This is a genomic window from Paenibacillus sp. P13VS, from assembly GCF_015143645.1.
In the GTDB taxonomy this organism is placed as follows: Bacteria; Bacillota; Bacilli; order Paenibacillales; family Paenibacillaceae; genus Paenibacillus; species Paenibacillus xylanilyticus_A.
Map to the genome: position 1 here is coordinate 769,682 of NZ_WYEV01000002.1, position 23,676 is coordinate 793,357.

Consider the following 23,676-nt stretch of genomic DNA (forward strand, 5'->3'; position numbering starts at 1 on the left):
CTTCCATCTGAAGGCACCTTTTTCATGTCTAGTAAAAAAAGAAATAAATACAAACTACTGAATGCCCGCCGATTTCAAATATTCCTGCCATTGTTTGGTATACTCTGCTTGTATTTTCTCTAGCCCCGCCTGCTTAGCTTTTTCCATAAATGTGTTCAGGCCTGCTTCAACGTCTGCAACCAAACCAACGTTCAGTGGATACAGATACTGTTTCTCCACTTGCTCAAGCGCAGCCTTCTCCGCCTGAAACGGTGTCCAATCCTCCGCAAATCCGGTAAAGATATCCGGCTTCTTAATTTTATCGAGCTCCTCGAACATGGCGAGTACGTCGTCGAACGTTTTATCATAGAGCATGAAGTCCGGATTCCGCCAAGCCCAGCCATTCATGCCCTCGCGCGGGAAGCCATTGGTTTGAGCATCGCCCACCATTTTGTAGTACCCATCCTGCACTTCAAAGTTCTTGCCTTCTACACCGTATTCCGTAAGCCAGTTGTAACGTTTGTCTGTTACCAGCTTCTCATAAAAAGCGAGTGCCTTTTCCGGATTTTTGCTGCTTCGCGGTATGGCGAATCCATTGTGAATCGGATGAACCGGCTGTGCAAAACCTTTGGCATTTGGATAAGCAAAGTATCCCAGCTTCCAATCAGGATGCGTAGATTGGACTTTGATCACATCCGCATTAAACTTGTTCGGGTTCTCGCCCGATAGAACAACAGCCGCCTTGCCATTTTGCAGCAGTGAATTCGATGTGTCCTTTACGTTCAGCACGTTTTTCGGAAAAAACCCTTTATCCATCCAGCGTTTGTACGTTTTCAGATCCTCCAGATGCTGGGCTGATCCCCAATAGGATGTGATGGTTGACGGTGAATCGTACATAATATCAAGTCCGTAAGGGAGCTGACCAGCCGTATTCACCAATTTGGAGGTCAACTGACGGATGCCGTGAGTGTGATTGGAATTGTTGTCCGCGATCGGAATCATGCTCGGTTCATTGGCTTTGATTCCTTCAAGATAAGCTTCAAGCGTCTCCAGAGATTCTGGTTTGGGCAAATTATACTTTTCACGCAGGTCCTCACGGTAAGCAATTCCTTCTGTCACATATTCGATCCAGGTCGAAGGTACGGTATAGATTTTTTCATTGATTTTAACAGCGTTCCACATGTCATCGGGTACGTGGGATTGCAATGTTGGTGCAGCCTTCGGCAGCAGCTCGTCGAGCGGCAGGAATGCTCCTTTTTTGGCATACGATTGATAAAATGTCCAGTCCGCAGTGAAAATTAGGTCAATCGGCTGGCCAGAAGACAGAAGCAGTTTATATTTTTGATCCCAATCCGTCCAGGAAGTGTAGTTGAATTTTACGTTGACGTTCAGATCAGCCTCAGCGAGTTTGTTAATCTCGGACTCAATGACAGGCAAGTCTTTGGGCGCGTCCCCAAGCATATAAAACTGAAGGGTGACCTTCTCGCCTTTGTCTGTTGGTGAAGTGCCCTCCTTGCCCCCTTGTACTGATCCCCCAGATCCGTTATTACACGCGGCTAATACCCCGGCAAACATCATCAGGGCCAGCACCAGAGACAGGTGCCGAATTATTTTGTTGCGCATATGCATCCTCCCTTTTGTAGGAAACCTTATATGTTAGCGTAAACTGCCAGGACGCGAGCAGTAGTAAACGAATAACTGGCGGACGCCCCGAGCATTTTTACGTTCTAACCTTTTACCGCACCAATCGTAAGACCTTTGACAAAATAGCGCTGTACAAACGGATAGAGGAACAATATCGGACCCGTCACCACAATCGCCATGGCCATCTTGGTTGATTCCGTAGGTACATCCTGGCTGAGCGTAATTCCTGTGCCGATGGCCATCTGATCAATGAAAGTAATCGTATTCATCGTGTTATACAGGTAAAACTGCAGCTGGTACATATCCGGGTTGTTAATGAACAGGGACGAAGTAAACCAGTCATTCCAGTACCCCAGAGCTAAAAACAAACCTACGGTTGCAATGCCAGGCATCGCCAGTTTCAATACAATGCTGAAGTAAATGCGGAAATCATTCGCGCCATCCATTTTGGCGGATTCAACCAGCTCATCCGGAACGGCGGAACGGATAAAGTTTTTCATCAAAATGATGAGAAATGGCGTCATCAATCCAGGGAAAATCAATACGGTATACGTATCCGTCAGATTGAAGTAATTTGCCAGCATAATGTACCAAGGCACCAACCCACCGCCAAAGAGCGTGGTGAAGTAGATGAAGAAAGAGAAGGTATTGCGGTATTTAAAATCTTTGCGCTGCAGTACGAAGCCCGCCATCGTAATGAGGAACAGTCCGAGCGCGGTCCCCACAATGGTTGTAAAGACAGTCACTCCGTATGCTTTCAGCACTTGAGTAGGGAACTTGAACACCATTTGATAGCCTTCCAGGGAAAAGTCTGTTGGAAAGAGATGATATCCATCTCTTACAATCGATTCATTGCTGCTGAACGAACCGGATAGGATTAGAAGAAAAGGCAGCAGGCACATGATGGACAAAATCAGAATGACGCCATAAGCGATGATCTGAAACAGCAAGGTAAATTCCGAATCTCTGGCACGGGTAGTATGCATGATGGTTCTCCCTTCTGCCCGGTGGGCGGTTTAGAACAAGGCGTAATCCTCATTTACTTTTCGGATGATATAGTTCACGGTCATGATCAGAATGAAGCCGAATAGAGACTGGTACAGGCCTGCTGCGGTAGCCATTCCGATATCAAAGGTCACTTTCAGGGAGCGATACACGTACGTATCAATGATGTCTGTGGCGTTATACAGCACACCGTTATTGCCAATAAGCTGATAAAAGAGATCAAATTGTCCCTTCATAATGCTCCCCAGAGAGAACAGAAGCAGAATGACAAAGGTCGGTTTCAGCATCGGAACGGTGATATACCAGATCCGCTGAAAAATATTTGCTCCATCAATGCGGGCAGCCTCATAATACTCGTCACTGATCCCGGTAATAGCCGCCAGATAGATCACCATACTGTAGCCAAGATTCTTCCATAGATAAAAGATAATGATCAGGAACACCCATATCCAGGGTGTGTTATAAATATCAATCGGGCCTGCTTCAAAGCGTTTCAGCACCGTGTTTACAAAACCAGATTCGTAGTTGAACATGTTGTAAGCGATTACACTGAGTAGTACAAATGAGATGAAATACGGTAGGAACATCACGGATTGCGTAATTTTCTTAAAGAGCTTGCCACGGACTTCACTTAACATAATGGCACAGAAAATGGCGAGTCCGTTCCCCAGTATAATGAAAGCCAGGTTATAACCCACCGTGTTGGTCGTAAGCTTCAGCAGCATGCCGGACTGCCAGAGAAACTTGAAGTTTTCCAGCCCTACGAAGGGACTGCCGAATAATCCGCCTTCAAAGTCGTACCGGGTAAACGCATAATAGATACCCACCATCGGAAAATACGAGTTAATGAGAAAAAAGATCAGTGTAGGCAGCAGCATCAGAAACATGATTTTGTTTTTGTTCAATTCTTTGAGCATGGCTCGATCCCTCCCGGATTTCTTGCAGCGCAGATGCGCCATGGAGCTCTGTTTTTAGTCTAGACGCCCTTCCCGCTCCCGGATACTGAAGCTTCCCGCCGGAAAATGAACGATATTGCCAAACCGGGTATGAACAATGTGAACCAACACTGAAAAGAACTCCAGTACGTTCACAAATGTTGATATCGTGCATAACCTGGGCATCGTGAACAATTCAGCGAAAGTTGAACGATATATACTGAAACAACCTTTTAAACCTTGTACAACATTGATGTAAACGCATACATGATATATAATTTGAAGGGCTACCCTCATCCAAAGCGACCTGCTGTGAAACAGAGCGTAACGCTGTGAAATAAGTTTTTCTCACCCAAAATGCACATGTTCAGGGGGAACTGATTGATGCGCAAACGTTCGGAGGACAGTCAAAACGTATTTTCTCGGATACTGATTGGCATCATTGTCAGTACCGTTGCTACCCTGCTCGTCGCTTCTGCCATTCTCTACGTCAACTACAATCGCATCGCTCTCCGCCAGGTCTATCATACCGATATGAACAGTCTCACACAGACCAGCCGGGAAGTATCCAAAATGACCGAAACGGCCAAATCCTTGTCTTATCAGATTTATCAGGACTACAGCATCTCTGCACTTCTCCTGTACTCTAAACCAAGCATTTATGAAGTCACTCCAGCCATGGAGCAGCTCGATAACTACCGCATGTCCCTTCCCTTTATCGAATCCATCTATGTATACAACTCCAAAAGCAACGAATTCTTTATCAGCTCAGAAACACGTAATGGTCAGCAAACCCTAGCCGAATTAGACGACCAGGGGATTAAGGATATCCTCCAGCGATTTCATGAATACAAACCCTTTGTCCCGATCCCGCGTACGTACCAGGTTGGTTCTACAGAGGAAGTTGAAGTGAATAGTTACACCTATCTCTGCTATGACACCATCAATGATAATGCCGAATTAAACTACGCTGTCGTCGTCAATATCAAGGACGATTGGTTAAGTCCCAACATCAATGCAGCGGATCAGCCGGGCAAAACATTTATTATTAACGAAAACGGACAGCTGCTGTCCGATTTTGGAGATCGGACCTTAATGCAGGATCTCTCCAAGGAAGCTTTCATGCGCCCCATTCTGCAAAATACGGAGCAATCTGCCTACTTAACCGCTGACGTTGACGGAGAAAAATCACTTATCACCTATACTGCACCTGATAATTTGGGATGGCGTTATGTACGAATTACACCTGATCATCTGATCACTGCTGATATTCGCAGCATGCGCACACACACCGTCCTGTTTTGTCTGGGCTTGCTGATTGCTGGATTGCTGCTCTCTTACCTGGTTTCTCGGAAGTTATATCACCCCATCGATAAAGTCATTGTTCGCATGCGAGTTATGGAAGCCGAGCGTCGTGGCAGTCTGCACATCTTGCGTCAAGATTATTTGCGCGGTGCTCTACAGGGGCGAGAGACAGTCTCCGGGGGGATTTTGGAAGAGCGCATGAAGTTTTATGGTTCGTCTGTCCAGGTTCATCGTCCGTCCAGGCTGGTATTACTGCGTATTGATCGTTTTTCTGATTTTTGCGAAACCTACCGGGACGATATCAAGCTGGTAAAATATGCGATGATGAACATTTGCATGGAATCGGCGGAATTTCGCTACCACACGGAAACCGTCGATATGGGCGGGGACATGATTAGCCTTCTTTTCAATCACAAAAATTCGGATCAGCACAACGCACAGGATGCAGAGGAAGATATGGAGGAACTACTGCGTATGCTGCAGGATGCGGTAATGCTGCATCTGAAATGCTCCGTTTCGTTCACCGTCGGGCCTGAGGAAGACTCTTTCGAAGATGCGATCGCCGGTTACCCCCACTCAGCGGAGGCTTCCCTGCACCGATTATTCAGCGGTCCGGGCTGCCTGCTGTACACAACTGACATCATGGCGTATCAGGCCAAGGAATATGCATTTCCGGCAAGTAAGGAGCGGCAGCTCATTGATTGCCTCATGACAGGAAAAACATGCGAAGCCAAACAAATCTATACGGATATTGTAGATGAAACAGCAGCATACCCTTTTACCGTATTCCAGTTGGCTCTATCCCATCTGACGATGACACTGAACCACGTACGCAATACGCTTAAGAAAAATAACCAGCTTACACTGAACACGATCTCGGACGCTGCAATGCTACCTCTCCATGAAGCGGAGGAGCTCCGTGAAGTCCATGCCCATTTCTATCGTCTATTCGATGAGTTGGGATTAAAAGTGGAAGAGAAGCGAACGCTGAGGCATGAAGAGCTCCTACGCCGAATTAACAGCATTATTGAACGGGACTATGCCGACACCAATCTCTGCCTCACCTCCATTGCTGAGGAACTCACCATGTCGCCCATCTATATCAGCAGGCTGTATAAACAACTCACGTTAAAAGGACTAACGGATGTGATCAACGAGACACGAATCACCAAAGCCCAGCATCTGCTGATTGAGACCGAGAATTCCGTTGCAGATATTGCAGAGAAAACAGGATTCACCAACAGCTCCTACTTTTATCGCATGTTCAAAAAGTTCAATGGAGTGACCCCCAATGATTATCGTCGCAAGGAACTGCGCTCCGAGCAAATGTAATGATATTGATATCTCCTAAAGAAGAACATGAAAAAAAATCAAAAAAAGCGGCACACGAGGTGTTGAGTCTCTCCTCCATGTGCCGCTTATGCATTTTACTCTTGGTCTTCTCCGGAATCATCCGAAGCTTCACGTACTTTGTACTTATCCAGACGCATCTGCTGATACTCACGCAGCGCTTCTTCACCCACAATGACTTCCACACGGTGAATGTTCATGCCTTTGCCCATGAATTTCTGCTCGTATTCTGTCATGACATGCTCTTCATTCAATCCATCACGGTGAAGGTTCAGGGACAGATTAGTCATCTGCAGACCGTAGTCGGCAATCGCGTTAAGCGAGAACTCGAACAAGGTCTCCGAATCGGTTTTGAAATGAATTTGGCCCTTGGCGTTAAGCAGCTCCGTGTATTTCTTCAAAAACCGTGGATGAGTCAAACGACGGCGTGCATGCTTGGCTTTTGGCCATGGGTCACTGAAGTTCAGATAGATTCGTTCCAGTTCAGCCACTTCGAACACTTCCTCAATCTGTTCAATGTTCGCCAGGACAAGCTTCACATTGGGCGGAGTTTCTACATCAGCTTCACTCCACGCATTACGGGCCTTCTCACTAGCCCGGCGCACCAATTCATCATACATATCGATACCGATAAAATTGTATTGCGGATATTTATAACTCATTTGGCTGATAAATTGACCTTTACCCATACCAAATTCAACAAAGATCGGATGGTCATTGCCAAACAGTTCAGACCATTTCCCCTTGTACTGTTTGGGTTCCAGAACAACAAGATCCACTTGCTCCTCCAGATTTTCCCGAATCCCTTTTCTGCCACGTAAACGCATTTTATTCCTCCGTTTGTCCATACTTGTCTCAGACTCATTTTGCCGAAGAACCGGCCAATTGTAAAGAGCAATGAAAAAGGAATCTTCGGATCTGCCACTTGGGGCAAATCTCAAAGATTCCCTCTTCGATTTATTTGGAATTGGGGTCCAACTACTTTAATAGTTCATAGTCTACCTTATCTTGGTGTGAAAAATCAAATGTCTTTTCGAAAGCTGTGCGAACTTTTTGTCTTGCAGCCGCTTCCACTTTCGGATTTCCATTAAAACGAACACCTGTCAAAGCCAGTGCTTCTTCTGCCGTCAGTTCTACTGATACATGATGAAGGTTATTGTTTTTAACTTGGGAATTCATTCATATCACCTCACGGTTTAGTATGGTCCATGACGTCAATTTTGATTCAAATGCTATGATGAATAGTACCCATTGGATGCTGTCTGACGTTAAGTTAAATATAACACAAGGTGTAAACTATAGCAAGCGAAAAACCTTGATAAACCAGTCTATTTTTGAGTTCGAATTCCCCTTTTTTTGCGTTTTTTGATACAATGGTTAAAGTCCATGGAGACACGGATTATTACAACCCGTTCTAGTGAATAGATAAACATCTGTCTCTCCCGAGAGGGAATGCGGCAGCCAAAGGAGCACCCTGAAGATGAATGCACCTGCAATACAACCTCCTCTTTCCTGGGGAGATAAGCGATTCCACACCTGGAATTATGAAATGCGAAATGAGTTCAACAATAAAGTGTTCAAAGTTATGCTTGACGCAGGATTCACCTGCCCAAACCGTGACGGTTCAATTGCCAAAGGCGGATGTACCTTCTGCAGTGCACGGGGATCAGGAGATTTTGCCGGCAGCCGGCGGGATGATCTGGTTACCCAATTTAATACGATTCGGGATAAACAGCACCTCAAATGGCCTACGGCCCAGTACATCGGCTATTTCCAGGCATATACGAACACGTATGCTCCTGTGGAGCAGCTCCGTGAGTATTTTGAAGTGATTTTACAACAGCCCGGTGTCGTTGGTCTGTCCATCGCCACTCGCCCCGATTGTCTGCCTGACGATGTTGTGGATTACCTGGCCGAACTGAATGAACGTACCTACCTGTGGGTTGAAATGGGACTCCAAACCATCCACGAGTCGACCTCAACGCTCATCAACCGCGCGCATGATACGAAATGTTATGAAGAGGCCGTAGAGAAACTGCGGAAACGGAATATACGTGTGTGTACACATATCATCTATGGCTTGCCTCAGGAAACGCATGAAATGATGCTGGATACCGGACGCGCAGTAGCCAATATGGATGTGCAAGGCATTAAGATCCATCTGCTGCACCTCATGCGCAAGACGCCAATGGTCAAACAGTATGAAGCCGGGCTTCTTCGATTCCTGGAGCAAGACGAGTACATCAAACTGATTGTCGATACACTCGAGATGCTTCCACCGGAAATGATTGTGCACCGTCTCACCGGTGATGCTCCGCGTGATCTATTGATTGGACCGATGTGGTCCATGAAAAAGTGGGAAGTGCTGAATTCCATTGACCGCGAATTACGTTTACGTGATTCATGGCAGGGTAAATATTGGAGGGGAGCATAAGATGGGCTTTCTCTCGGTTCTTAGCTGCGCCCATCAATGGGTATCCTCCCGTTTGCAGCCCGGGGATTTTGCGATTGATGCTACAGTAGGCACAGGTGCGGATACCCTGTTTCTCGCACAGCAGGTTGGGAAACGCGGCCAAGTCATCGGTTTCGATATCCAAAATGAAGCGCTGACTCTTGCACAAGCCCGAATTCGTAAACAGGAAGACGGCTCAAAGCTCGGTTCCATCTCCCTAATGGAGTTAAGTCATGACCGCATGGCTGAAGCTGTTCCCGAGCAATGGCAGGGCCAAGTTGGCGCAGTCATGTTCAACCTGGGATACCTGCCGGCCGAAGGTGCGGATGCTTCTGTTATTACTCAAACGGACAGCACGATTGGGGCATTGACAGCAGCACTGAGCCTATTGCGACCACGCGGCATAATTACAGCTGTATTGTATCCGGGCCATGAGGGTGGTGCACAGGAGGCAGATGCAGTACTGGCCTGGTGTTCGGCGTTGCCTGTAGACCAGGCACAAGTTGTGATGTACCGCCAGCTGCAGCGTGCAGCCTCTCCATTTCTGATTGGCATTGAGAAAAAGTAATTTCCTTTACTCTCCAAATGCCATAAAATAAACACATTAAACAGCACGACATCACTGTGTATAAATATGGGCCAAGCTCTAATCTTGGCTCGTTTACTATGACGATGCGTGCTTTACATATTTGGCTGCTGCAACCGTATACAATCCGGGATGCACAGGCATGGATTTGATTAAAGCGATTCACCACTTCATATACTAGAGGAGAGATTACGATGTCTAAGCCATACCCACTACAATTTCAACCCGAGTTTAAGGAACGTGTATGGGGCGGTCGAGCGCTGGAGCAATTCGGTCTGACACCACCCGAAGGACATATTGGAGAAGGATGGATGATTGCAGATCATCCTAACGGTACAACCAAAGTCATTAATGGCGAACTTGCAGGTAAAGGTCTGGATGAAGTGCGGGAACAGCTGGGCACTTCGTGGCTCGGAACAAAAGGTGTATCCGAAAAAGGCGGACGCTTCCCCCTCCTGATCAAACTGCTGGACTGCAATGATGATCTATCCGTACAGGTTCATCCGACAGATGATTATGAAGCCCTTCCTCCAGGTGAACTTGGCAAAACAGAAATGTGGTATGTGCTGGATGCGAAACCGGGAGCGCACATCATCTATGGTCTAAACGAAGGAGTCGATCGTGCGGTACTGAAGGAAGCATTGGAGAATGGCACGGTAATGGATACGCTCCGTCAAGTACCGGTTGAAGCGGGAGATACGTTCTTCATCCCTGCCGGAACGGTACATGCTCTGTGCGCAGGAGTAGTCGTTGCCGAGATCCAGCAAAATTCGGATACCACTTATCGGATCTACGATTATAATCGTCCAGGACTGGATGGAAAACCACGCGAGCTGCATGTTGAGGATTCCTTGAATGTGACTGCCTATGAGGGCGCTGGTGCTACCACAATGAAAACGAATAACGCGACACCAGGCGAATGGCTGAAGCTTGCGGAATGCCCTTATTTTGTTGTAGAAAAAGGAATTGTTACGGATCGGTGGGAACTCTCTACTCATGCTGACAGCTTCACCATTCTCGTCGTTTGTGAAGGGAACGGAACCTTGGAATGGGACAATGATACCCAAGAAAAAATTGAATTGAGCGCTGGACAATGCTACCTGCTGCCTGCCAATCTTGGAGCTTATACGCTGGATGGCAATACGACAGTTCTTCGTTCTTATTTACCTTAATCAAACCAGTGAAGGAGGGGTTACACGATGCAGGAATCTACGTTTGCCCTTGTGGGTAATGAAGGTACCCGCATTCATGTCTACCGCTGGCTTCCCGATCCGGAATGCGATATCAGAGGCGTTGTACAGATTGCGCACGGCATGGCCGAGACCGCAGCACGATACGTTGAATTCGCCAAGTGTCTTACCAGTCACGGGTATGCTGTCTACGCCAATGACCACCGAGGACATGGGAAATCTGTCGAGAATCCGAAACTGCTTGGCAATGCCGGAGCAGACGCTTTTCGCTGGATGGCAAGTGATATGATCAATCTCGGTGAGGTTGCATCCAAGGAACATCCGGGGGTCCCTTTGTTTCTGATGGGACATAGTATGGGGTCGTTCCTGGTGCAGCATCTGATGTATGCCGGACATGAACGTTACCATGCATTTATTTTGTCGGGAACCAATGGGAAGCGTGGTCTTCTCCGATTTGGTGAAAAACTCGCACTCATGCAATGTGGTATCCAGGGTGCGGCACATCCGAGCATGCTGCTCAACGCCATTGTGTTTGGCGGCTTTAACCGTTCCTTCCGTCCGGCAAACACGCCTTTTGATTGGCTATCGCGTGATGCGGACGAAGTTAAACGATTTATCGACGATCCATTGTGCGGGGCCATCTGTACCGCCGGATTCTTTCGTGATTTTTTCAAACTGTTGTTGGAAATCCATACGCCTGAAAACATGAAGCGGATTCCAAAGGATAAAGCAGTGTATCTGTTCTCCGGAGAACTGGACCCTGTGGGACTGAATGGTAAAGGTGTGTATAACCTGGTCTCCCAGTACAGACAGCTACAGATTCAGGATGTAGAATATCGCCTGTACCCCGAAGGACGGCACGAGATGCTGCACGAGACCAATCGTGAGGAAGTATGCTTGCATGTGGTCAACTGGCTAGAGCGTCACACGCCGGGCTCCAAGCAAGACCGCACGAATGAGATTCGTGATACACTCGCTGATACGGTCTGACTTTCCTTACAAAGCTATAGCAATACGAAAGCCCCTACCGAGGGACACAGTTTGCACTGTGCACCAGGTAGGGGCTTTCTGCTAGGTGAACCTATAATGATTGCTAATGTTGTTTCGGTCCGTGTTACCCTTCGATCAGCAAGGATTCTGGATCTTCCAGCAGTTCCTTCACCGTAACGAGGAAGCGTACTGCCTCGCTACCATCGATAATACGGTGATCGTAAGACAATGCGATATACATCATTGGACGATTTTCCATACGTTCTGCATCGATCGCCACCGGACGAAGCTGAATCTTATGCATACCGAGAATACCCACTTGAGGTGTATTCAGGATCGGTGTAGACAACAGGGAACCAAATGTTCCGCCATTGGTAATCGTAAACGTACCGCCTTGCAGGTCGGAGAGCGCAAGAGAGTTGGAGCGAGCTTTGGAAGCGAGGTCCGCAATACTCTTCTCAATCTCAGCGAAGCCCAGTCGGTCTGCATCGCGAACGACAGGAACAACAAGACCTTCTTTGGCAGACACTGCGATTCCGATGTCGTAATATTTTTTGAGTACAACATCTTCCCCATCAATCTCAGCATTGATGGTTGGGAATTTTTTCAGTGCTCCAACCACGGCTTTGGTAAAGAAAGACATGAATCCCAAGCCGATATCGTGCTTCTCTTTGAACTTGTCCTTACGACGTTTACGAACATCCATGATTGCAGTCATGTCTACTTCGTTAAAGGTTGTCAGCATTGCTGCCGTTTGCTGCGCTTCTACCAGACGCTTCGCAATGGTAGCCCGGCGACGGGACATGCGTTGGCGTTCAACCGGCTTAGCATAAGTAGAGCCTCCAGCTGCCGGAGCACTTGCTGGTGCTGCTGGAGCTTTGCTTGCAGGAGCTGGTGTTGAAGCCGATGCCTGCGTGTTATGACTTTTTACGTCTTCCTGATATACACGTCCAATCGGATCTTTGCTCTGAACCTGATCCAGCTCAATGCCACGCTCGCGAGCAAGCTTGCGTGCAGCTGGCGAAGCTGTTTTGGTTCCATTCTCAGAAGATTCCGGAGCTGCAGCTGCAGGTGGAGTTGCTACTGCTACTGCCACTGCTTCTGGAGCTGGGGCCGCAGCCTGCTGCTGTTCTGCAGCCGGCTGGGAAGCGGATGCTCCGCTTCCTCCTCCTGTTCCTGCTCCCAGCGTACCAATCGTTTCTCCGATTTCGACAGTCTCGCCTTCCTGACGAATAATTTTCTCGAGTACTCCGCTCTCTTCGGCACTGATTTCGATATTTACCTTATCGGTTTCCAGCTCCAGAAGAACGTCACCCTGATTTACGGTTTCGCCTTCTTTGACAAGCCATCTGGAAACCGTTCCTTCAGTAATCGATTCACCCATTGCAGGTACTTTAATTTCACTCACAGCTGTTACCTCCCCAGTGGAATATTATTCTTCGTCGTTTGCTTCAACGCGGATGTAATAATCTGTTGCTGCTCCATGCTATGCACACTTTGATAACCGCTGGAAGGACTCGCGTGTTCCGGACGGCCTTCGTATCTCACGGTTGTTCCTTCCGGTGCAATAGCGCGCAAGCGAGGTTCCATGTATGTCCAGGCTCCCATGTTTTTGTTCTCTTCCTGAACCCAAACCAGTTCTTTCAGCTTGCTGAAACGTGCAAGTACGCGCTTGATTTCTTCCGCCGGGAACGGATACAGCTGTTCAACACGAATGATGTGAAGCCAGGACCAGTCGGCTTTGTCTTTCTCAAAAGCATCCTCGAGATCGATGGCGATCTTACCACTGCACAGAATGATACGTTCTACGCGATCCGGTTTGGTTCCAAGCCCTGCTTGTTCAAGTACAGGCTCAAACTTGCCTTCACTGAACGCTGCAGCTGGTGATGCAACACGCGGATTACGAATAAGACTCTTCGGCGACATCAAGACCAAAGGACGTGCATCTTCTGTTTCAGTCAACGAAGCCTGACGGCGCAGCAGATGGAAATACTGGGATGCACTCGTCAAGTTCGCAACCGTCATATTATCTTCAGCACAGAGCTGCAGGAAACGTTCGAGACGGGCACTTGTATGCTCAGGTCCCTGCCCTTCATTGGCATGAGGAAGCAGCATGACCAGACTCGACTTCTGAGACCATTTGGCACGGCCAGCGGATACGAATTGGTCAAAAATAACCTGTGCACAGTTGGCGAAGTCACCAAATTGAGCTTCCCAGATGACAAGCGTATCCGGGGAATACACGTTATATCCATACTCGAATCCAAGTACCGACTCTTCCGACAGCGGGCTGTTGTAAATGGCAAACGCTGCACGTGCTTGTGGCAGATGATGCAGGGGGCAGAATGTTGTCCCGTTCTCCGAATCATGCAATACCAGATTCCGGTGAGCGAAGGTTGCACGTTCTGCATCCTGTCCGCTGATCCGAATTGGCTTGCCGTCAGCCAGAATTGTGGCAAATGCCAGTGTCTCGGCAAGACTCCAGTCCACTTTTTCACCCTCGTTCAGGGAAGTGCTGCGACGCTGCAGAATACGCTGCAACTTCGGATATACATTGAAGTTCTCTGGCCATTTCAACAGATCGGCATTAATGCTGCGCAGATTCTCCAGCGGCACCGCTGTTGGAATAAGCGACACTGCCTCAGGTTGAGTGGCTTTCAGTTGTGACTGCTCATGAACTTCGTTTTTCTTCATTAGTTCATAAGCTTCTTTCAGTCGATTCGTTACGGCATCACGAATGCTGCTAATGGATGCATCATCAACAACCGCTTCCTGCTTGAGCTGGTCCTGATACAGATGACTCACTGTAGGGTGGTTCTTCACTTTTTCATAGACCTTCGGTTGGGTTGTCTCCGGATCGTCCGTTTCATTGTGACCATAGCGGCGGTAACCGATCAGATCAATCAGGAAATCCTTTTTGAACTTGTTGCGGTACTCTGCTGCCATGCGAATCGCCGCGATACATGCTTCCGGATTATCTGCATTCACATGCACAATCGGAATCTCGTAACCTTTGGCAAGGTCACTCGCGTAATAAGTAGAGCGGGAATCGCTGCTATCGGTTGTAAATCCGAGACGGTTGTTCACGATAATATGAATCGTTCCGCCGTTTTGATAGCCAGGGAGTGCTTTGAAATTGAGCGTTTCCGCCACAATGCCTTCACCAGGGAAGGCTGCATCGCCATGCATCAGAATTGTCGCTGCTTTTGTAACGTCCTGTTTCGGATATCCCGGATCACGCCGATCATCCTGCGCCGCACGTGCAAAGCCTTGAACGACAGGGTTAACGTACTCCAGATGACTCGGATTGTTAGCCAGTGTCAGACGAGCCTGCACTGCTTCGCCATCTTTTACAAAGCGGTTCGCACCAAGGTGGTATTTGACATCCCCTGTCCAGCCGTAATTGATTCCTGTCGATCCTTCAGACGGAACCAGATCCTTGTTCGGGGAATGATGGAATTCAGAGAAAATTTTGCTGTATGGTTTACCAAGGACATGAGCGAGCACGTTCAGGCGACCCCGGTGAGCCATCCCCATCAAAATGTGGCTTGAGCCCGAGTGTGCCATAATGCGTACTGCTTCATCCAGCATCGGTACGAGCACGTCGTTTCCTTCAATCGAGAAGCGTTTTTGTCCCACAAACGTTTTGTGAAGGAAATCCTCGAACTGCTCCACCTCAACCAGACGTTCAAGCAGTGCCTTCCGTTCATCCTGATTCAGTGGTGCCGGGGAAGTCCGGGATTCAGCACGGCGGTTAAGCCACTCGCGTTCATGAACTTCATGAACATGGCTGAATTCATAAGCAATCGGACCTGTATAGATCTGGCGCAGACGCTGAATGGCATCCCAGCCGTTGGTCGTCTGTCCATCTGCACCTTCCCAGATCAGGGATGCGGGCAGTGCTTTCAAATCTTCTTCATTCAATTCAAAATGCTTCGGTTCCAATAAAGATGTATCTGAATCCTCACTTATGCCAAGCGGATCAATATCCGCGGCAAGGTGACCATAAGTTCGAATATTCCAAACCAGTTTCCCGGCTGTAACCGCTTTCTGTAATAATTGAATATCCACGCTCCCGGAAGCTGTTTGGGCGTTGCCGGAATAAGTGGCTGTATGTGCATCTCTGCCGGGCATCGGCGGAGCACCCCATTGTTCAAACAATTCCCGATATGCGGGTGTAACCGATTCAGGGTCTTGAGAGAATAATTCATATTGTTCTTGTACGTATCCCAAATTGGGTCCATAGTAACTTTCCCAGGGCTTCTTGTTGCCTTCCTCGATCGTCATCGACGTTCCCTCCGTCTTGATTTAGTCGTGTTTTTTGACGGAAATCATTGACTAAGCCGTAATTTGCGTTCGTTCAACATTTTAAGCGAAATTTTTCATGAAGTCCAATCATCGTGATGTTGGGGGTAAATAACGTTGTTCCGACGCTCCCGTCAAGGTTTGTCTGCGTTTTCAAAAACATAATAAACAATAATTGGATATGCCTCCGACACAGATGTCGAATCGTGTCCGGATCTGCTCGAGGGTTCCATCTAGCTCAATGTAAATCGAATTCGTTTTCTAATGTCTATTCTATAAACTTTTACGCTCAGGAGCATTTCCTATTTTTAGTTCAATTGATGCATAAATTAGATGAATCAGATAAATGAAGCATAAACTCAGCATATCGCAGATAAATCTGTTCCCATGTTTCCGCATTAACCCCCTTTAATATGAATTGTAGTCCATAACCAGCCAAAACAAACCGTCCAGTTAAACATTAACCATTTGAGAACAGATTCAACAAAAAAAGACCGTGAATCGACAGATTCACAGCCTTCGCTTCGGTGTGCCGTTTCGAATCGGAGTAGCGGGATTTGAACCCACGACCTCACCCACCCCAAGGGTGCGCGCTACCAGGCTGCGCTATACCCCGATAAATCGCAAATTGAATTCGCGAATTATAGTGTAGTTCTTTTTCATATTCCAAATCGCTACATCCCATTGCGGGATCCCAATCAACATATATCCAAATTATACCGTACGCTCGCTTCACCTGGCAATATATAACATTGGGTAAACCTATGGGTTTCTTTTAAAACGCTACCGTACCAATTACATGGATCCCGATATCCAATCCTGGCTCTTAACTACGTTCAAAAATCATATGTGAGGCAAATGGGGTTAAGGAGAGCTGGTGAATCTGCTCCATTGCAAACCAAGCCGCACCCAATGAATCTTCCCCATCCGGTCCTTCCCTGATCTCACTTGCCTGCTTGTCCGACTTCAACTGCACATCATACAAAATACCGATATGATAAAGCTCCTCAGGCATTCCCTGATACACCCAATGCACAACAGTGGATTCCGCAGTCCGAATAGTCACCTGCACATCTGTAAGTCCCGTTTCTTCTTCAATTTCGCGGTGCAGGGCAGTCTCCGGCTGTTCTCCGAATTCCAGCCTGCCACCAGGCAGATCCCAATGACCTTTATATGCCCCTCTTGCTTTATGAATTAACAATATCTTGTCGCCCCATCGAATAAGACCGTATACCCCCAGATGTGTATGTTGATTCATGAATGATTTCTTCTTTCATCCGTGAGGTATCTGACCTGTTCCTCCAATTGTCGTATCCGCTTATTCATCTGATAAAACGATGGAGTGAAGATTAACCCCGTTATAATGACGACCACCCAGAGCATACTCAAGGCTTCACCTCCCCCTTTTCAGATTCATTTAGCATGCAAGGACAAACGAATATCCAGCTCACTTCCTTCGATCAACATAGCTGTTAACCCATGCACCGAACCGGAACGATGGTTCTCACCGTCCATCCAGAATGCGGCTTCTCCAGCTTGGATAACTGCACGTTCCCCCGTTTCACCTTCAACCCAGCCTTCGCCTTCAAGTACCAGAAACACCTGCTCCCCTACAGCCGGATGAAGACCCAATTCTCCGCCGCCAGTGAGTTTGAGATAAGACACATGGCAACCCGAGGTGTTTCGAAGTATTGGCGTAATTTCTGCTCCGCTACTTCCAAAAGCCGTAACGATTCGCGCATTTTCAGGTACTACACGATAAATTCTCACTTGTTTTTTTCCTCCGCTAGAGTATCCAAGTCCACCGCCAGGCGGATCATATCCACGCAGCGAATACCGTCCTCGATAATCTCTTCATCGTAATGTCTCACAAAATAGTCTCGATCAACTCCAATAATGCGAAAACCGCAGCGCTGATACAGCTTCAACTGATGAAAACTGGAATTGCCAGTTCCGATCTCGACAGTACGACAGCCCAGCCTGCCCGCTGCTTCAATCGCTTCCTTAATCATGTGCTTGCCGACGCCTTGTCCCTGTAATTCTTCCTGAACGGCAATATTAACAATCTCAACAGTCTCCGGCCGGGTCTTAAGCAAAACAAACTCGCCTACCATCTCGCCTTCATATTCGGCGATAAAACATAGACCACGACTTAAATATTCGTCTACTTTGGCTTTGGAGGGATCAGCCATTAGTAAAAGTTCATAGGGCTTCTCCTCTTCCCAATCCAGTATTCGGAACGTTAGTCTCATGCGGATCTCCACCTTTTCATCGTACAATATTCATTTGCGGCCCGTTTGCAGAAGCCTATGTATCAGCTTAAACACTAAGTTTGGATGATTCTCGTCACACGTTGGTATTAGATTAATAGCAAAATACATCTTGCCCTCTCTATTAATCCGGTTGGATCGAAGTCGTATCGAAACATCTTATAACTCTATTTACTATAAGTACGCTGCTCCATTCTGATTGGAATAATGGCGAACCATCATGCCGCTGGCTCTGCGCATTCCCTGCTTCTCATAGAAAGGCTGCGTTTCGGTATCACATAACAGATCGATCATGTACAAACCCTGGAGCCTCTTCAGCATCCTCTCTGTTAGCGCCGTCCCAATCCCCTTACCTTGGAACTCCGGCACCACTTCCAGCAATGGAATGTATGCACTAAGCACCCCATCTGAAATAGCTTGAATAAAGCCTATGACCTTCCCTGTCTCATCATCCACTGCAAGCTCGGCTGCATACGACTGCTCTAACAGTCTCAAAAAAGTCGTCTTCGACGGTGGATTGGGCCAGCCATCAAAAAAATGTTCGCTCAGTTGTTCCACGCCAATTCCGTCCAAATTCGATCGGTACGAGATTCTCATTGCTCACCTCTCCCTCCAAAAAAAGCAAACCTCATTATATCACAATATATGGATACGGATACATAGAAATGGATGATACATTCTGTTCTAGTCCCTAGTACGTTCTTAACCCTACCGCATTCATGATTTCTTTTGTGAGGTTTTACCGTTTTTCCCCTGCGCTTAGATGCTCATGAATTAACTTCCATTCTCCATCCGGCCCAGTAGCAAACACATTCGTCGCTCGACCGTTCCCGGAAGCCGGCTTCCCTTGGTAAACACCTTCCCAATGATAGGTGTAAATGCAGACAGCTTGTGTCTCACTCACCGCAATCCAGGAGAGATCTTCTGCTGTATATACTTCTTCTTTCACCATGTCCCAAGCCTGTTCAAAATAGGAACGAATGGCTTCCTTTGTGGTGCAGGAGGTGCCTGTAAACCAATACACCGCATCTGCCGAAACCCATTTGCTCACCTCATCAAAATCATGTGTATTCGTTGCTGCGATGTATCCCTCAAGCGCTTCTTGGTATCCCATTATTTCATCTCCCTATGGCACTCCTTATCATTTTTACTGCTTACTATCTCAATACCGCATCGGTATACATCATAAACGTTTCTTTTAGCGTAAGGTTCGTCGACTTTTCCCAAATCACGCTTCGTTCGAAAGTACCTTCTTGAAAGAAGCGCGGGAATCGTTCTGCAAACCAATCCTGCATAGGCAGTTCAAGCGCCTGTTCCACCGGGACCCACAGCAATTCACCTTCAGGCGGATCCTGCAATAATTCACCTTCAAAAGAAGTGGCCAAATAATTAAAAACCATATAGCGCAGTCCCTGCTCGGGATCACAAAACTCATCCAACCCTTTGTATGTAATCTCACGGACCTCAAGTCCCGTTTCTTCCTTCACTTCCCTCACGGCTCCGTCCACAATGCTTTCCGGGAAATCTACCTTGCCCCCCGGCGCAATATATCCTGGAAACCCCTTACGATCAGGTCTGTTCATCAACAAAACCTTGCCATTGTGCTTGTCCCACACCATACACATCGTAAATATGTCAATTCTGGTACTCATCATTATCCTCCTGCCGCTGTTCTCCCTTGGTTGTACATTAACATTTCTGGTCATCCCTTGAATTTTCCTGCCTCTTCACCAGGATAAAAAAACAAAAGCAAAACAGACCTCGAATTTATCTTCGAGGCCTGCTATTAATCCTGAATGATTCAGTCCATACTTGTAATCAATACTCTGCGTTCTTTCCACTCGGCACGACGATAAGCCTGAAGCAGGCCAAATTTGCGAATACTTGCTTTGGGCACCGACTTGTAAGGCAGACCAACTGTGAATTCGTGGGTAAATGGAAAGTAAGAGAGTCCTACTTTATCACCTGAGATCCATTCAGCCCGAATCGGTTCTCTTCCACAGGCATCGAAGGTGCAGCTTAGTCCCTCTGCAAAAAAATCATAGCGCGATGCGGGGGTTCCCGGCTCCTCCATACAGAGAAAAAGGCTTAGCTGATCACAGAATAACATGATCTCCAGGTCGCCTTGCAATCTGCGCTTGAGTTCATCTCCGTCGCCGAGCTGCTGCTGCCAATCTTCCTGAAAACGTTGTTCTTTCTTCAGATAATCCCTGATATCATCATCATCGATAGGGTTAGCGCCCAAGGTGTTCTGAAATAGCTCCGTGTACATCATGCTGCACAATAGCCCGGCATACAGACTTTTTTCACGGACTTCTTCAATTCCTTTTTGGTAAAATACAAAACGCGGACGTAACGGGAAATCCCGAAACGAATACGGGGACTGGCTGTAATCATTCCAAAAAGGGGCGGAATCCAGCTCAATCCAGCCACGGTCATGTTCTCTTGCTGCAAGGATAAGCTCCTCCCGGTGAAGGGAATCAGCAAGCAGCTCATCTTTCCAGTGGGAAGCCATCACGCCGGCTACTTGTCCATGCTCATGCTGTGCGGTCAAAACAAAATCATGCTCTCTCTCATATACGATCATTTGCTGTCACCCTTCCGCATGGTATACTTCAACTTTTACATATACTGGTACAAATTGTCCCGTTATCACTTCACTTTTTCTTCTTCGCCCGGACGGCATAACAAATTTGCAAATGTAAAGGTGTTGTCAGTTGCCTGAAATTTGGTACACTAAAGATTGTGTCACTGATTACATTACATACAGAAAGCGGGATCTCATGAATTTATACTCTCCTTACATCGAGTTTAACCGCAAGGAATGGGCTGAACTGAAAGAACATCAGACCACCCTTCCACTGACGGAAGCCGAATTGGAACAACTAAAGGGATTGAATGAAGAAGTATCCATTCAGGAAGTGGAGGATATTTATTTACCACTTACCCACTTTATTGACTTATATGCAAGAGTTTCACGTGAATTGAATCGATTAACGGCTTCTTTTTTAAAAAAGGAACAATCTCCCGCTCCCTACATCATCGGAATTGGGGGCAGTGTTGCCGTAGGCAAAAGCACAACAGCCCGTTTGCTCCAGGCCATGCTCGCCAGAGGTAAAAACAAACCCAAGGTTGACCTCGTTACGACCGACGGTTTTCTATATCCCAATGCCATACTGGAAGAGAAAGGCATCATGAACCGGAAGGGATTCCCCGAAAGTTATGATATCAAATCTCTTATTCAGTTCATGGGCGATGTAAAATCGGGTAAACCTGAAGTGAAGGCTCCAGTGTATTCCCACCTTGCGTATGATGTCATTCAAGGAGAAGAGCAAACGATCTGCCAACCGGACATCCTGATTATTGAAGGCATTAATGTACTGCAGGTAAAAAAGGAAACACCGCTGCTTGTCAGCGATTTTTTTGACTTTTCCATCTATATTGATGCAGAAGAGGAGCACATCCGTCATTGGTACATTGAACGTTTCAAGCTGCTGCGCAGCACTGCATTCCAGAATGCAGATTCCTTCTTCCATGACCGCTTTGCCAACATTGGTGAAGAGGAAGCTGTACTGACGGCCAGTCAGATCTGGCAGGACATTAACGCCAAGAATCTGCACGAGAACATTTTGCCAACCAAGGGACGTGCCAGACTGATTCTAAGAAAAGAAGCCGACCACTCGATTCAGCACATTAAACTGCGCAAACTGTAATTGCTGTCAGCAAGCTGTACCGAAGATCCAACTACCCCTCTACTAAAGGAGACAATAGCCTATGCAAACCTTGGTTGTACTCGGTAGTATCATGATGTTTCTCGCCGTAGCTCTCGGAGCGTTCGGTGCTCACGCGCTCAAGCGAAAATTATCTGCAGATATGATCAAAATATACGAAACCGGAGTTCAGTATCACATTGCCCACGGTCTCGGATTGATCCTTCTGGGCCTGATTGCGGACCGCCTGGAACAGTCTTCGCTCATTATGGCAGCCGGATGGCTGCTGTTCGCAGGCATCCTTCTATTTTCGGGCAGTCTCTATGCACTGAGCATAACGGGTGTCCGCAAACTTGGTGCAATTACTCCGCTTGGCGGAGTCGCATTCCTTGCCGGATGGGTCATGGTCATCATTGCCGTTCTGTAATACCGAACGGATTGTAAACGAAAAAGAGTGTTCTAGCCGATGTAGATGATCGCTGGAGCACTCTTTGTTGTTTAATCTGTCCATATTCTGCGAATGGATGGTTGCCCCTGCTCTCCTCGCTGCCGTTCCAGCACATACACATCGGGATTGGTTAGCAGCCTCCACTCTTCGTAACCAAAGGATCTTTGATAATGGCGAAGGAGCAGAGATAGCATGTTGCCATGAGTAATAACAGCCGCAGATTGCTCCGGGCGACCCCAGCATTCCTCCAGCACTTCCATCCCACGTGCGGTCGCGATGCGTGACGACTCTCCGCCTTCTTCTGCGAAGTTCTCATCCGTATATGTCCGTTCCAGCATTTCCATCCAGTTCTCCAGATGGCGAGTGCTGAGCACTCTTTCCTGAAGACGCTCATCGGTATGTATATGTTGAGATGCAGCTCTGGCGAGCGGTGCTGCCGTCTGGAGCGCTCTTTTCCACGGACTGGAGACAATGTAAGCTATGGAATGAACAGCAAGTTTCTCCGCCAAACGCTCTGCCTGACGAAGACCATCATCTGTAAGTTCGGCATTCGGCTCCTGTCCTGCTGCCTTGGCGTGACGAATGAGGTAGATCGATTGCAGGATTCTCTCCTCCTCTGGTACAGCTCATCTGGACATCGCGTCAAGATAACGAAGAGCAGCCTTCATTTTCTCCTGATCCTCCAATTGTCCTCCTGAACTCAAAAATGTAACCTGTTCCTCCGGTCTCTTCCCATGTTGTTCCGTCAACTCAAGCAATTGCTTCAGACGGTTGACCGTGCCTGTACTGCCATCAATAATCTGTACATGATCCGGAAGTACAGTCCGGAGAATATCTGAATAGAACGGATAATGTGTACAACCAAGTACAACCGTACCGTATGAATCCAAATCCAGATCAGCCAGTTTCCGGCGAAAATACGCAGCACTTTTTTCCGGATCAAAATCCAACTGTTCACACCATTCCACGATTTCAGGCAGTGGCATGGAATCCACACTGTGATGGTCATCCACACGGGAAACGAGTTCGTTATATTTGCTCTGACTCAAGGTTAGTGCCGTTGCAAATACAAGAACTCTTCTCCCGCTTTCACGATTCATCTCTACGGCCGGCTTCACCGCAGGCTCCATTCCGATGACCGGGATATCATACCTGGCACGCAAATCCTTTACCGCCAGACTTGTCGCCGTGTTGCAGGCAACCACGATTGCTTTTACATGTTCCCGCACGATCGCTTCCGCGCAATCAAAGACATGCCCTCTTACTTCATCGGCCGATTTGGTTCCGTAGGGGACATGAAGCGTATCTGCATAATACAAAAACTGTTCTTCAGGCAGCTGCTGCAAAGCTTCATGCAGGACGGTTAAACCGCCGATGCCCGAGTCAAAAAATGCAATTTTCTTCTTCAAGGGTTTCACCTCTATAACGTATTCTTTTGGGTACCAGGTCAAGGAACCTGTATTTCCTGCTCATGATGACTGGAGGTGAGGATTGTTGTTGAGAATTA

Annotated in this window: 23 protein-coding genes and 1 tRNA gene; 7 read left to right on the forward strand and 17 right to left on the reverse strand. The window is 47.4% G+C overall.

Annotated elements, in window-relative coordinates; genetic code table 11:
* Positions 1-54: 54 nt before the first annotated feature.
* The 3 genes from GUA98_RS04575 to GUA98_RS04585 all read right to left on the reverse strand — a co-directional run bounded on the left by GUA98_RS04575 (position 55) and on the right by GUA98_RS04585 (position 3,545).
* On the reverse strand, positions 55-1,608 hold the full coding sequence (locus GUA98_RS04575) for an ABC transporter substrate-binding protein (RefSeq protein ID WP_415752989.1): 1,554 nt from the start codon (positions 1,606-1,608) through the stop codon (positions 55-57).
* A 98-nt stretch (positions 1,609-1,706) separates the two neighbouring features.
* A complete protein-coding gene (locus tag GUA98_RS04580; protein ID WP_193722151.1) occupies positions 1,707-2,609 on the reverse strand; it encodes a carbohydrate ABC transporter permease in 903 nt (300 codons plus the stop codon).
* A 30-nt stretch (positions 2,610-2,639) separates the two neighbouring features.
* Positions 2,640-3,545, reverse strand: a complete 906-nt coding sequence (locus GUA98_RS04585) for an ABC transporter permease (RefSeq protein ID WP_095359132.1) — start codon at positions 3,543-3,545, stop codon at positions 2,640-2,642.
* 402 nt (positions 3,546-3,947) lie between these two features.
* Here GUA98_RS04585 and GUA98_RS04590 point away from each other — a divergent pair, with 402 nt between their 5' ends.
* Entirely contained in the window at positions 3,948-6,200 is a 2,253-nt protein-coding gene (locus GUA98_RS04590) for an AraC family transcriptional regulator (RefSeq protein WP_193722152.1), read from the forward strand.
* Positions 6,201-6,295: 95 nt separating this feature from the next.
* Here GUA98_RS04590 and trmB read toward each other — a convergent pair whose 3' ends face one another.
* Together trmB and GUA98_RS04600 are read right to left on the reverse strand one after the other, a co-directional pair.
* Complete coding sequence (gene trmB / locus GUA98_RS04595; RefSeq protein ID WP_095359134.1) at positions 6,296-7,045, reverse strand: tRNA (guanosine(46)-N7)-methyltransferase TrmB; 750 nt, start codon at positions 7,043-7,045, stop codon at positions 6,296-6,298.
* 151 nt (positions 7,046-7,196) lie between these two features.
* Entirely contained in the window at positions 7,197-7,397 is a 201-nt protein-coding gene (locus tag GUA98_RS04600; RefSeq protein WP_095288345.1) for a hypothetical protein, read from the reverse strand.
* Positions 7,398-7,698: 301 nt separating this feature from the next.
* Here GUA98_RS04600 and GUA98_RS04605 point away from each other — a divergent pair, with 301 nt between their 5' ends.
* The 4 genes from GUA98_RS04605 (at position 7,699) to GUA98_RS04620 (ending at position 11,436) form a co-directional block, all read left to right on the forward strand.
* Positions 7,699-8,652 carry a TIGR01212 family radical SAM protein gene (locus GUA98_RS04605; protein ID WP_127539338.1) on the forward strand — a complete coding sequence of 318 codons (954 nt, stop codon included), beginning with the start codon at positions 7,699-7,701 and terminating at the stop codon, positions 8,650-8,652.
* A gap of 1 nt (position 8,653) precedes the next feature.
* A complete protein-coding gene (locus tag GUA98_RS04610; RefSeq protein WP_193722153.1) occupies positions 8,654-9,238 on the forward strand; it encodes a class I SAM-dependent methyltransferase in 585 nt (194 codons plus the stop codon).
* A gap of 212 nt (positions 9,239-9,450) precedes the next feature.
* On the forward strand, positions 9,451-10,428 hold the full coding sequence (locus GUA98_RS04615) for a type I phosphomannose isomerase catalytic subunit (RefSeq protein ID WP_095288348.1): 978 nt from the start codon (positions 9,451-9,453) through the stop codon (positions 10,426-10,428).
* Between the two features lie 27 nt (positions 10,429-10,455).
* Positions 10,456-11,436 carry an alpha/beta fold hydrolase gene (locus GUA98_RS04620; RefSeq protein ID WP_193722154.1) on the forward strand — a complete coding sequence of 327 codons (981 nt, stop codon included), beginning with the start codon at positions 10,456-10,458 and terminating at the stop codon, positions 11,434-11,436.
* Positions 11,437-11,560: 124 nt separating this feature from the next.
* Here GUA98_RS04620 and odhB read toward each other — a convergent pair whose 3' ends face one another.
* The 10 genes from odhB to GUA98_RS04670 form a co-directional block, all read right to left on the reverse strand.
* On the reverse strand, positions 11,561-12,844 hold the full coding sequence (gene odhB / locus GUA98_RS04625) for a 2-oxoglutarate dehydrogenase complex dihydrolipoyllysine-residue succinyltransferase (RefSeq protein WP_193722155.1): 1,284 nt from the start codon (positions 12,842-12,844) through the stop codon (positions 11,561-11,563).
* Positions 12,845-12,849: 5 nt separating this feature from the next.
* Positions 12,850-15,723, reverse strand: a complete 2,874-nt coding sequence (locus GUA98_RS04630) for a 2-oxoglutarate dehydrogenase E1 component (RefSeq protein WP_193722156.1) — start codon at positions 15,721-15,723, stop codon at positions 12,850-12,852.
* A 560-nt stretch (positions 15,724-16,283) separates the two neighbouring features.
* Positions 16,284-16,357 (reverse strand) — tRNA-Pro (locus GUA98_RS04635).
* A gap of 210 nt (positions 16,358-16,567) precedes the next feature.
* The gene (locus GUA98_RS04640) at positions 16,568-16,999 is read right to left on the reverse strand and encodes an NUDIX domain-containing protein (protein WP_193722157.1); all 432 of its coding nucleotides are present in this window, start codon (positions 16,997-16,999) and stop codon (positions 16,568-16,570) included.
* Between the two features lie 155 nt (positions 17,000-17,154).
* Positions 17,155-17,511 carry a cupin domain-containing protein gene (locus GUA98_RS04645; protein WP_193722158.1) on the reverse strand — a complete coding sequence of 119 codons (357 nt, stop codon included), beginning with the start codon at positions 17,509-17,511 and terminating at the stop codon, positions 17,155-17,157.
* A complete protein-coding gene (locus GUA98_RS04650; RefSeq protein WP_193722159.1) occupies positions 17,508-17,993 on the reverse strand; it encodes a GNAT family N-acetyltransferase in 486 nt (161 codons plus the stop codon). The genes GUA98_RS04645 and GUA98_RS04650 overlap by 4 nt, the downstream gene beginning before the upstream one ends.
* 192 nt (positions 17,994-18,185) lie before the next feature.
* Complete coding sequence (locus GUA98_RS04655; RefSeq protein ID WP_193722160.1) at positions 18,186-18,608, reverse strand: GNAT family N-acetyltransferase; 423 nt, start codon at positions 18,606-18,608, stop codon at positions 18,186-18,188.
* 142 nt (positions 18,609-18,750) lie between these two features.
* Positions 18,751-19,125, reverse strand: a complete 375-nt coding sequence (locus GUA98_RS04660) for a YybH family protein (protein WP_193722161.1) — start codon at positions 19,123-19,125, stop codon at positions 18,751-18,753.
* A gap of 43 nt (positions 19,126-19,168) precedes the next feature.
* On the reverse strand, positions 19,169-19,663 hold the full coding sequence (locus GUA98_RS04665; RefSeq protein WP_193722162.1) for an 8-oxo-dGTP diphosphatase: 495 nt from the start codon (positions 19,661-19,663) through the stop codon (positions 19,169-19,171).
* Between the two features lie 149 nt (positions 19,664-19,812).
* Positions 19,813-20,598, reverse strand: a complete 786-nt coding sequence (locus GUA98_RS04670) for a DUF3891 family protein (RefSeq protein ID WP_193722163.1) — start codon at positions 20,596-20,598, stop codon at positions 19,813-19,815.
* A gap of 196 nt (positions 20,599-20,794) precedes the next feature.
* On the opposite strand from GUA98_RS04670, the gene coaA reads away from it, so the two are divergent.
* Both coaA and GUA98_RS04680 read left to right on the forward strand, forming a co-directional pair.
* Entirely contained in the window at positions 20,795-21,724 is a 930-nt protein-coding gene (gene coaA, locus GUA98_RS04675; protein ID WP_095359147.1) for a type I pantothenate kinase, read from the forward strand.
* Between the two features lie 61 nt (positions 21,725-21,785).
* The gene (locus GUA98_RS04680; protein ID WP_110821130.1) at positions 21,786-22,148 is read left to right on the forward strand and encodes a DUF423 domain-containing protein; all 363 of its coding nucleotides are present in this window, start codon (positions 21,786-21,788) and stop codon (positions 22,146-22,148) included.
* A gap of 71 nt (positions 22,149-22,219) precedes the next feature.
* Here the strand turns inward: GUA98_RS04680 and GUA98_RS04685 are convergent, their stop codons facing one another.
* Entirely contained in the window at positions 22,220-22,774 is a 555-nt protein-coding gene (locus tag GUA98_RS04685) for a histidine phosphatase family protein (protein WP_321573835.1), read from the reverse strand.
* Between the two features lie 21 nt (positions 22,775-22,795).
* Entirely contained in the window at positions 22,796-23,578 is a 783-nt protein-coding gene (murI, locus tag GUA98_RS04690) for a glutamate racemase (protein WP_193722164.1), read from the reverse strand.
* Between the last annotated feature and the right edge of the window lie 98 nt (positions 23,579-23,676).

Excerpts from the sequence above, each read along its gene's own strand:
- GUA98_RS04575 (WP_415752989.1), bottom strand. The coding sequence starts at position 1,608 with ATGCATATGCGCAACAAAATAATTCGGCACCTGTCTCTGGTGCTGGCC.
- GUA98_RS04580 (WP_193722151.1), bottom strand. The coding sequence starts at position 2,609 with ATGCATACTACCCGTGCCAGAGATTCGGAATTTACCTTGCTGTTTCAG.
- GUA98_RS04585 (WP_095359132.1), bottom strand. The coding sequence starts at position 3,545 with ATGCTCAAAGAATTGAACAAAAACAAAATCATGTTTCTGATGCTGCTG.
- GUA98_RS04590 (WP_193722152.1), top strand. The coding sequence starts at position 3,948 with ATGCGCAAACGTTCGGAGGACAGTCAAAACGTATTTTCTCGGATACTG.
- trmB (WP_095359134.1), bottom strand. The coding sequence starts at position 7,045 with ATGCGTTTACGTGGCAGAAAAGGGATTCGGGAAAATCTGGAGGAGCAA.
- GUA98_RS04600 (WP_095288345.1), bottom strand. The coding sequence starts at position 7,397 with ATGAATTCCCAAGTTAAAAACAATAACCTTCATCATGTATCAGTAGAA.
- GUA98_RS04605 (WP_127539338.1), top strand. The coding sequence starts at position 7,699 with ATGAATGCACCTGCAATACAACCTCCTCTTTCCTGGGGAGATAAGCGA.
- GUA98_RS04610 (WP_193722153.1), top strand. The coding sequence starts at position 8,654 with ATGGGCTTTCTCTCGGTTCTTAGCTGCGCCCATCAATGGGTATCCTCC.
- GUA98_RS04615 (WP_095288348.1), top strand. The coding sequence starts at position 9,451 with ATGTCTAAGCCATACCCACTACAATTTCAACCCGAGTTTAAGGAACGT.
- GUA98_RS04620 (WP_193722154.1), top strand. The coding sequence starts at position 10,456 with ATGCAGGAATCTACGTTTGCCCTTGTGGGTAATGAAGGTACCCGCATT.
- GUA98_RS04630 (WP_193722156.1), bottom strand. The coding sequence starts at position 15,723 with ATGACGATCGAGGAAGGCAACAAGAAGCCCTGGGAAAGTTACTATGGA.
- GUA98_RS04640 (WP_193722157.1), bottom strand. The coding sequence starts at position 16,999 with ATGAATCAACATACACATCTGGGGGTATACGGTCTTATTCGATGGGGC.
- GUA98_RS04650 (WP_193722159.1), bottom strand. The coding sequence starts at position 17,993 with ATGAGACTAACGTTCCGAATACTGGATTGGGAAGAGGAGAAGCCCTAT.
- GUA98_RS04655 (WP_193722160.1), bottom strand. The coding sequence starts at position 18,608 with ATGAGAATCTCGTACCGATCGAATTTGGACGGAATTGGCGTGGAACAA.
- GUA98_RS04660 (WP_193722161.1), bottom strand. The coding sequence starts at position 19,125 with ATGGGATACCAAGAAGCGCTTGAGGGATACATCGCAGCAACGAATACA.
- GUA98_RS04665 (WP_193722162.1), bottom strand. The coding sequence starts at position 19,663 with ATGAGTACCAGAATTGACATATTTACGATGTGTATGGTGTGGGACAAG.
- GUA98_RS04670 (WP_193722163.1), bottom strand. The coding sequence starts at position 20,598 with ATGATCGTATATGAGAGAGAGCATGATTTTGTTTTGACCGCACAGCAT.
- coaA (WP_095359147.1), top strand. The coding sequence starts at position 20,795 with ATGAATTTATACTCTCCTTACATCGAGTTTAACCGCAAGGAATGGGCT.
- GUA98_RS04680 (WP_110821130.1), top strand. The coding sequence starts at position 21,786 with ATGCAAACCTTGGTTGTACTCGGTAGTATCATGATGTTTCTCGCCGTA.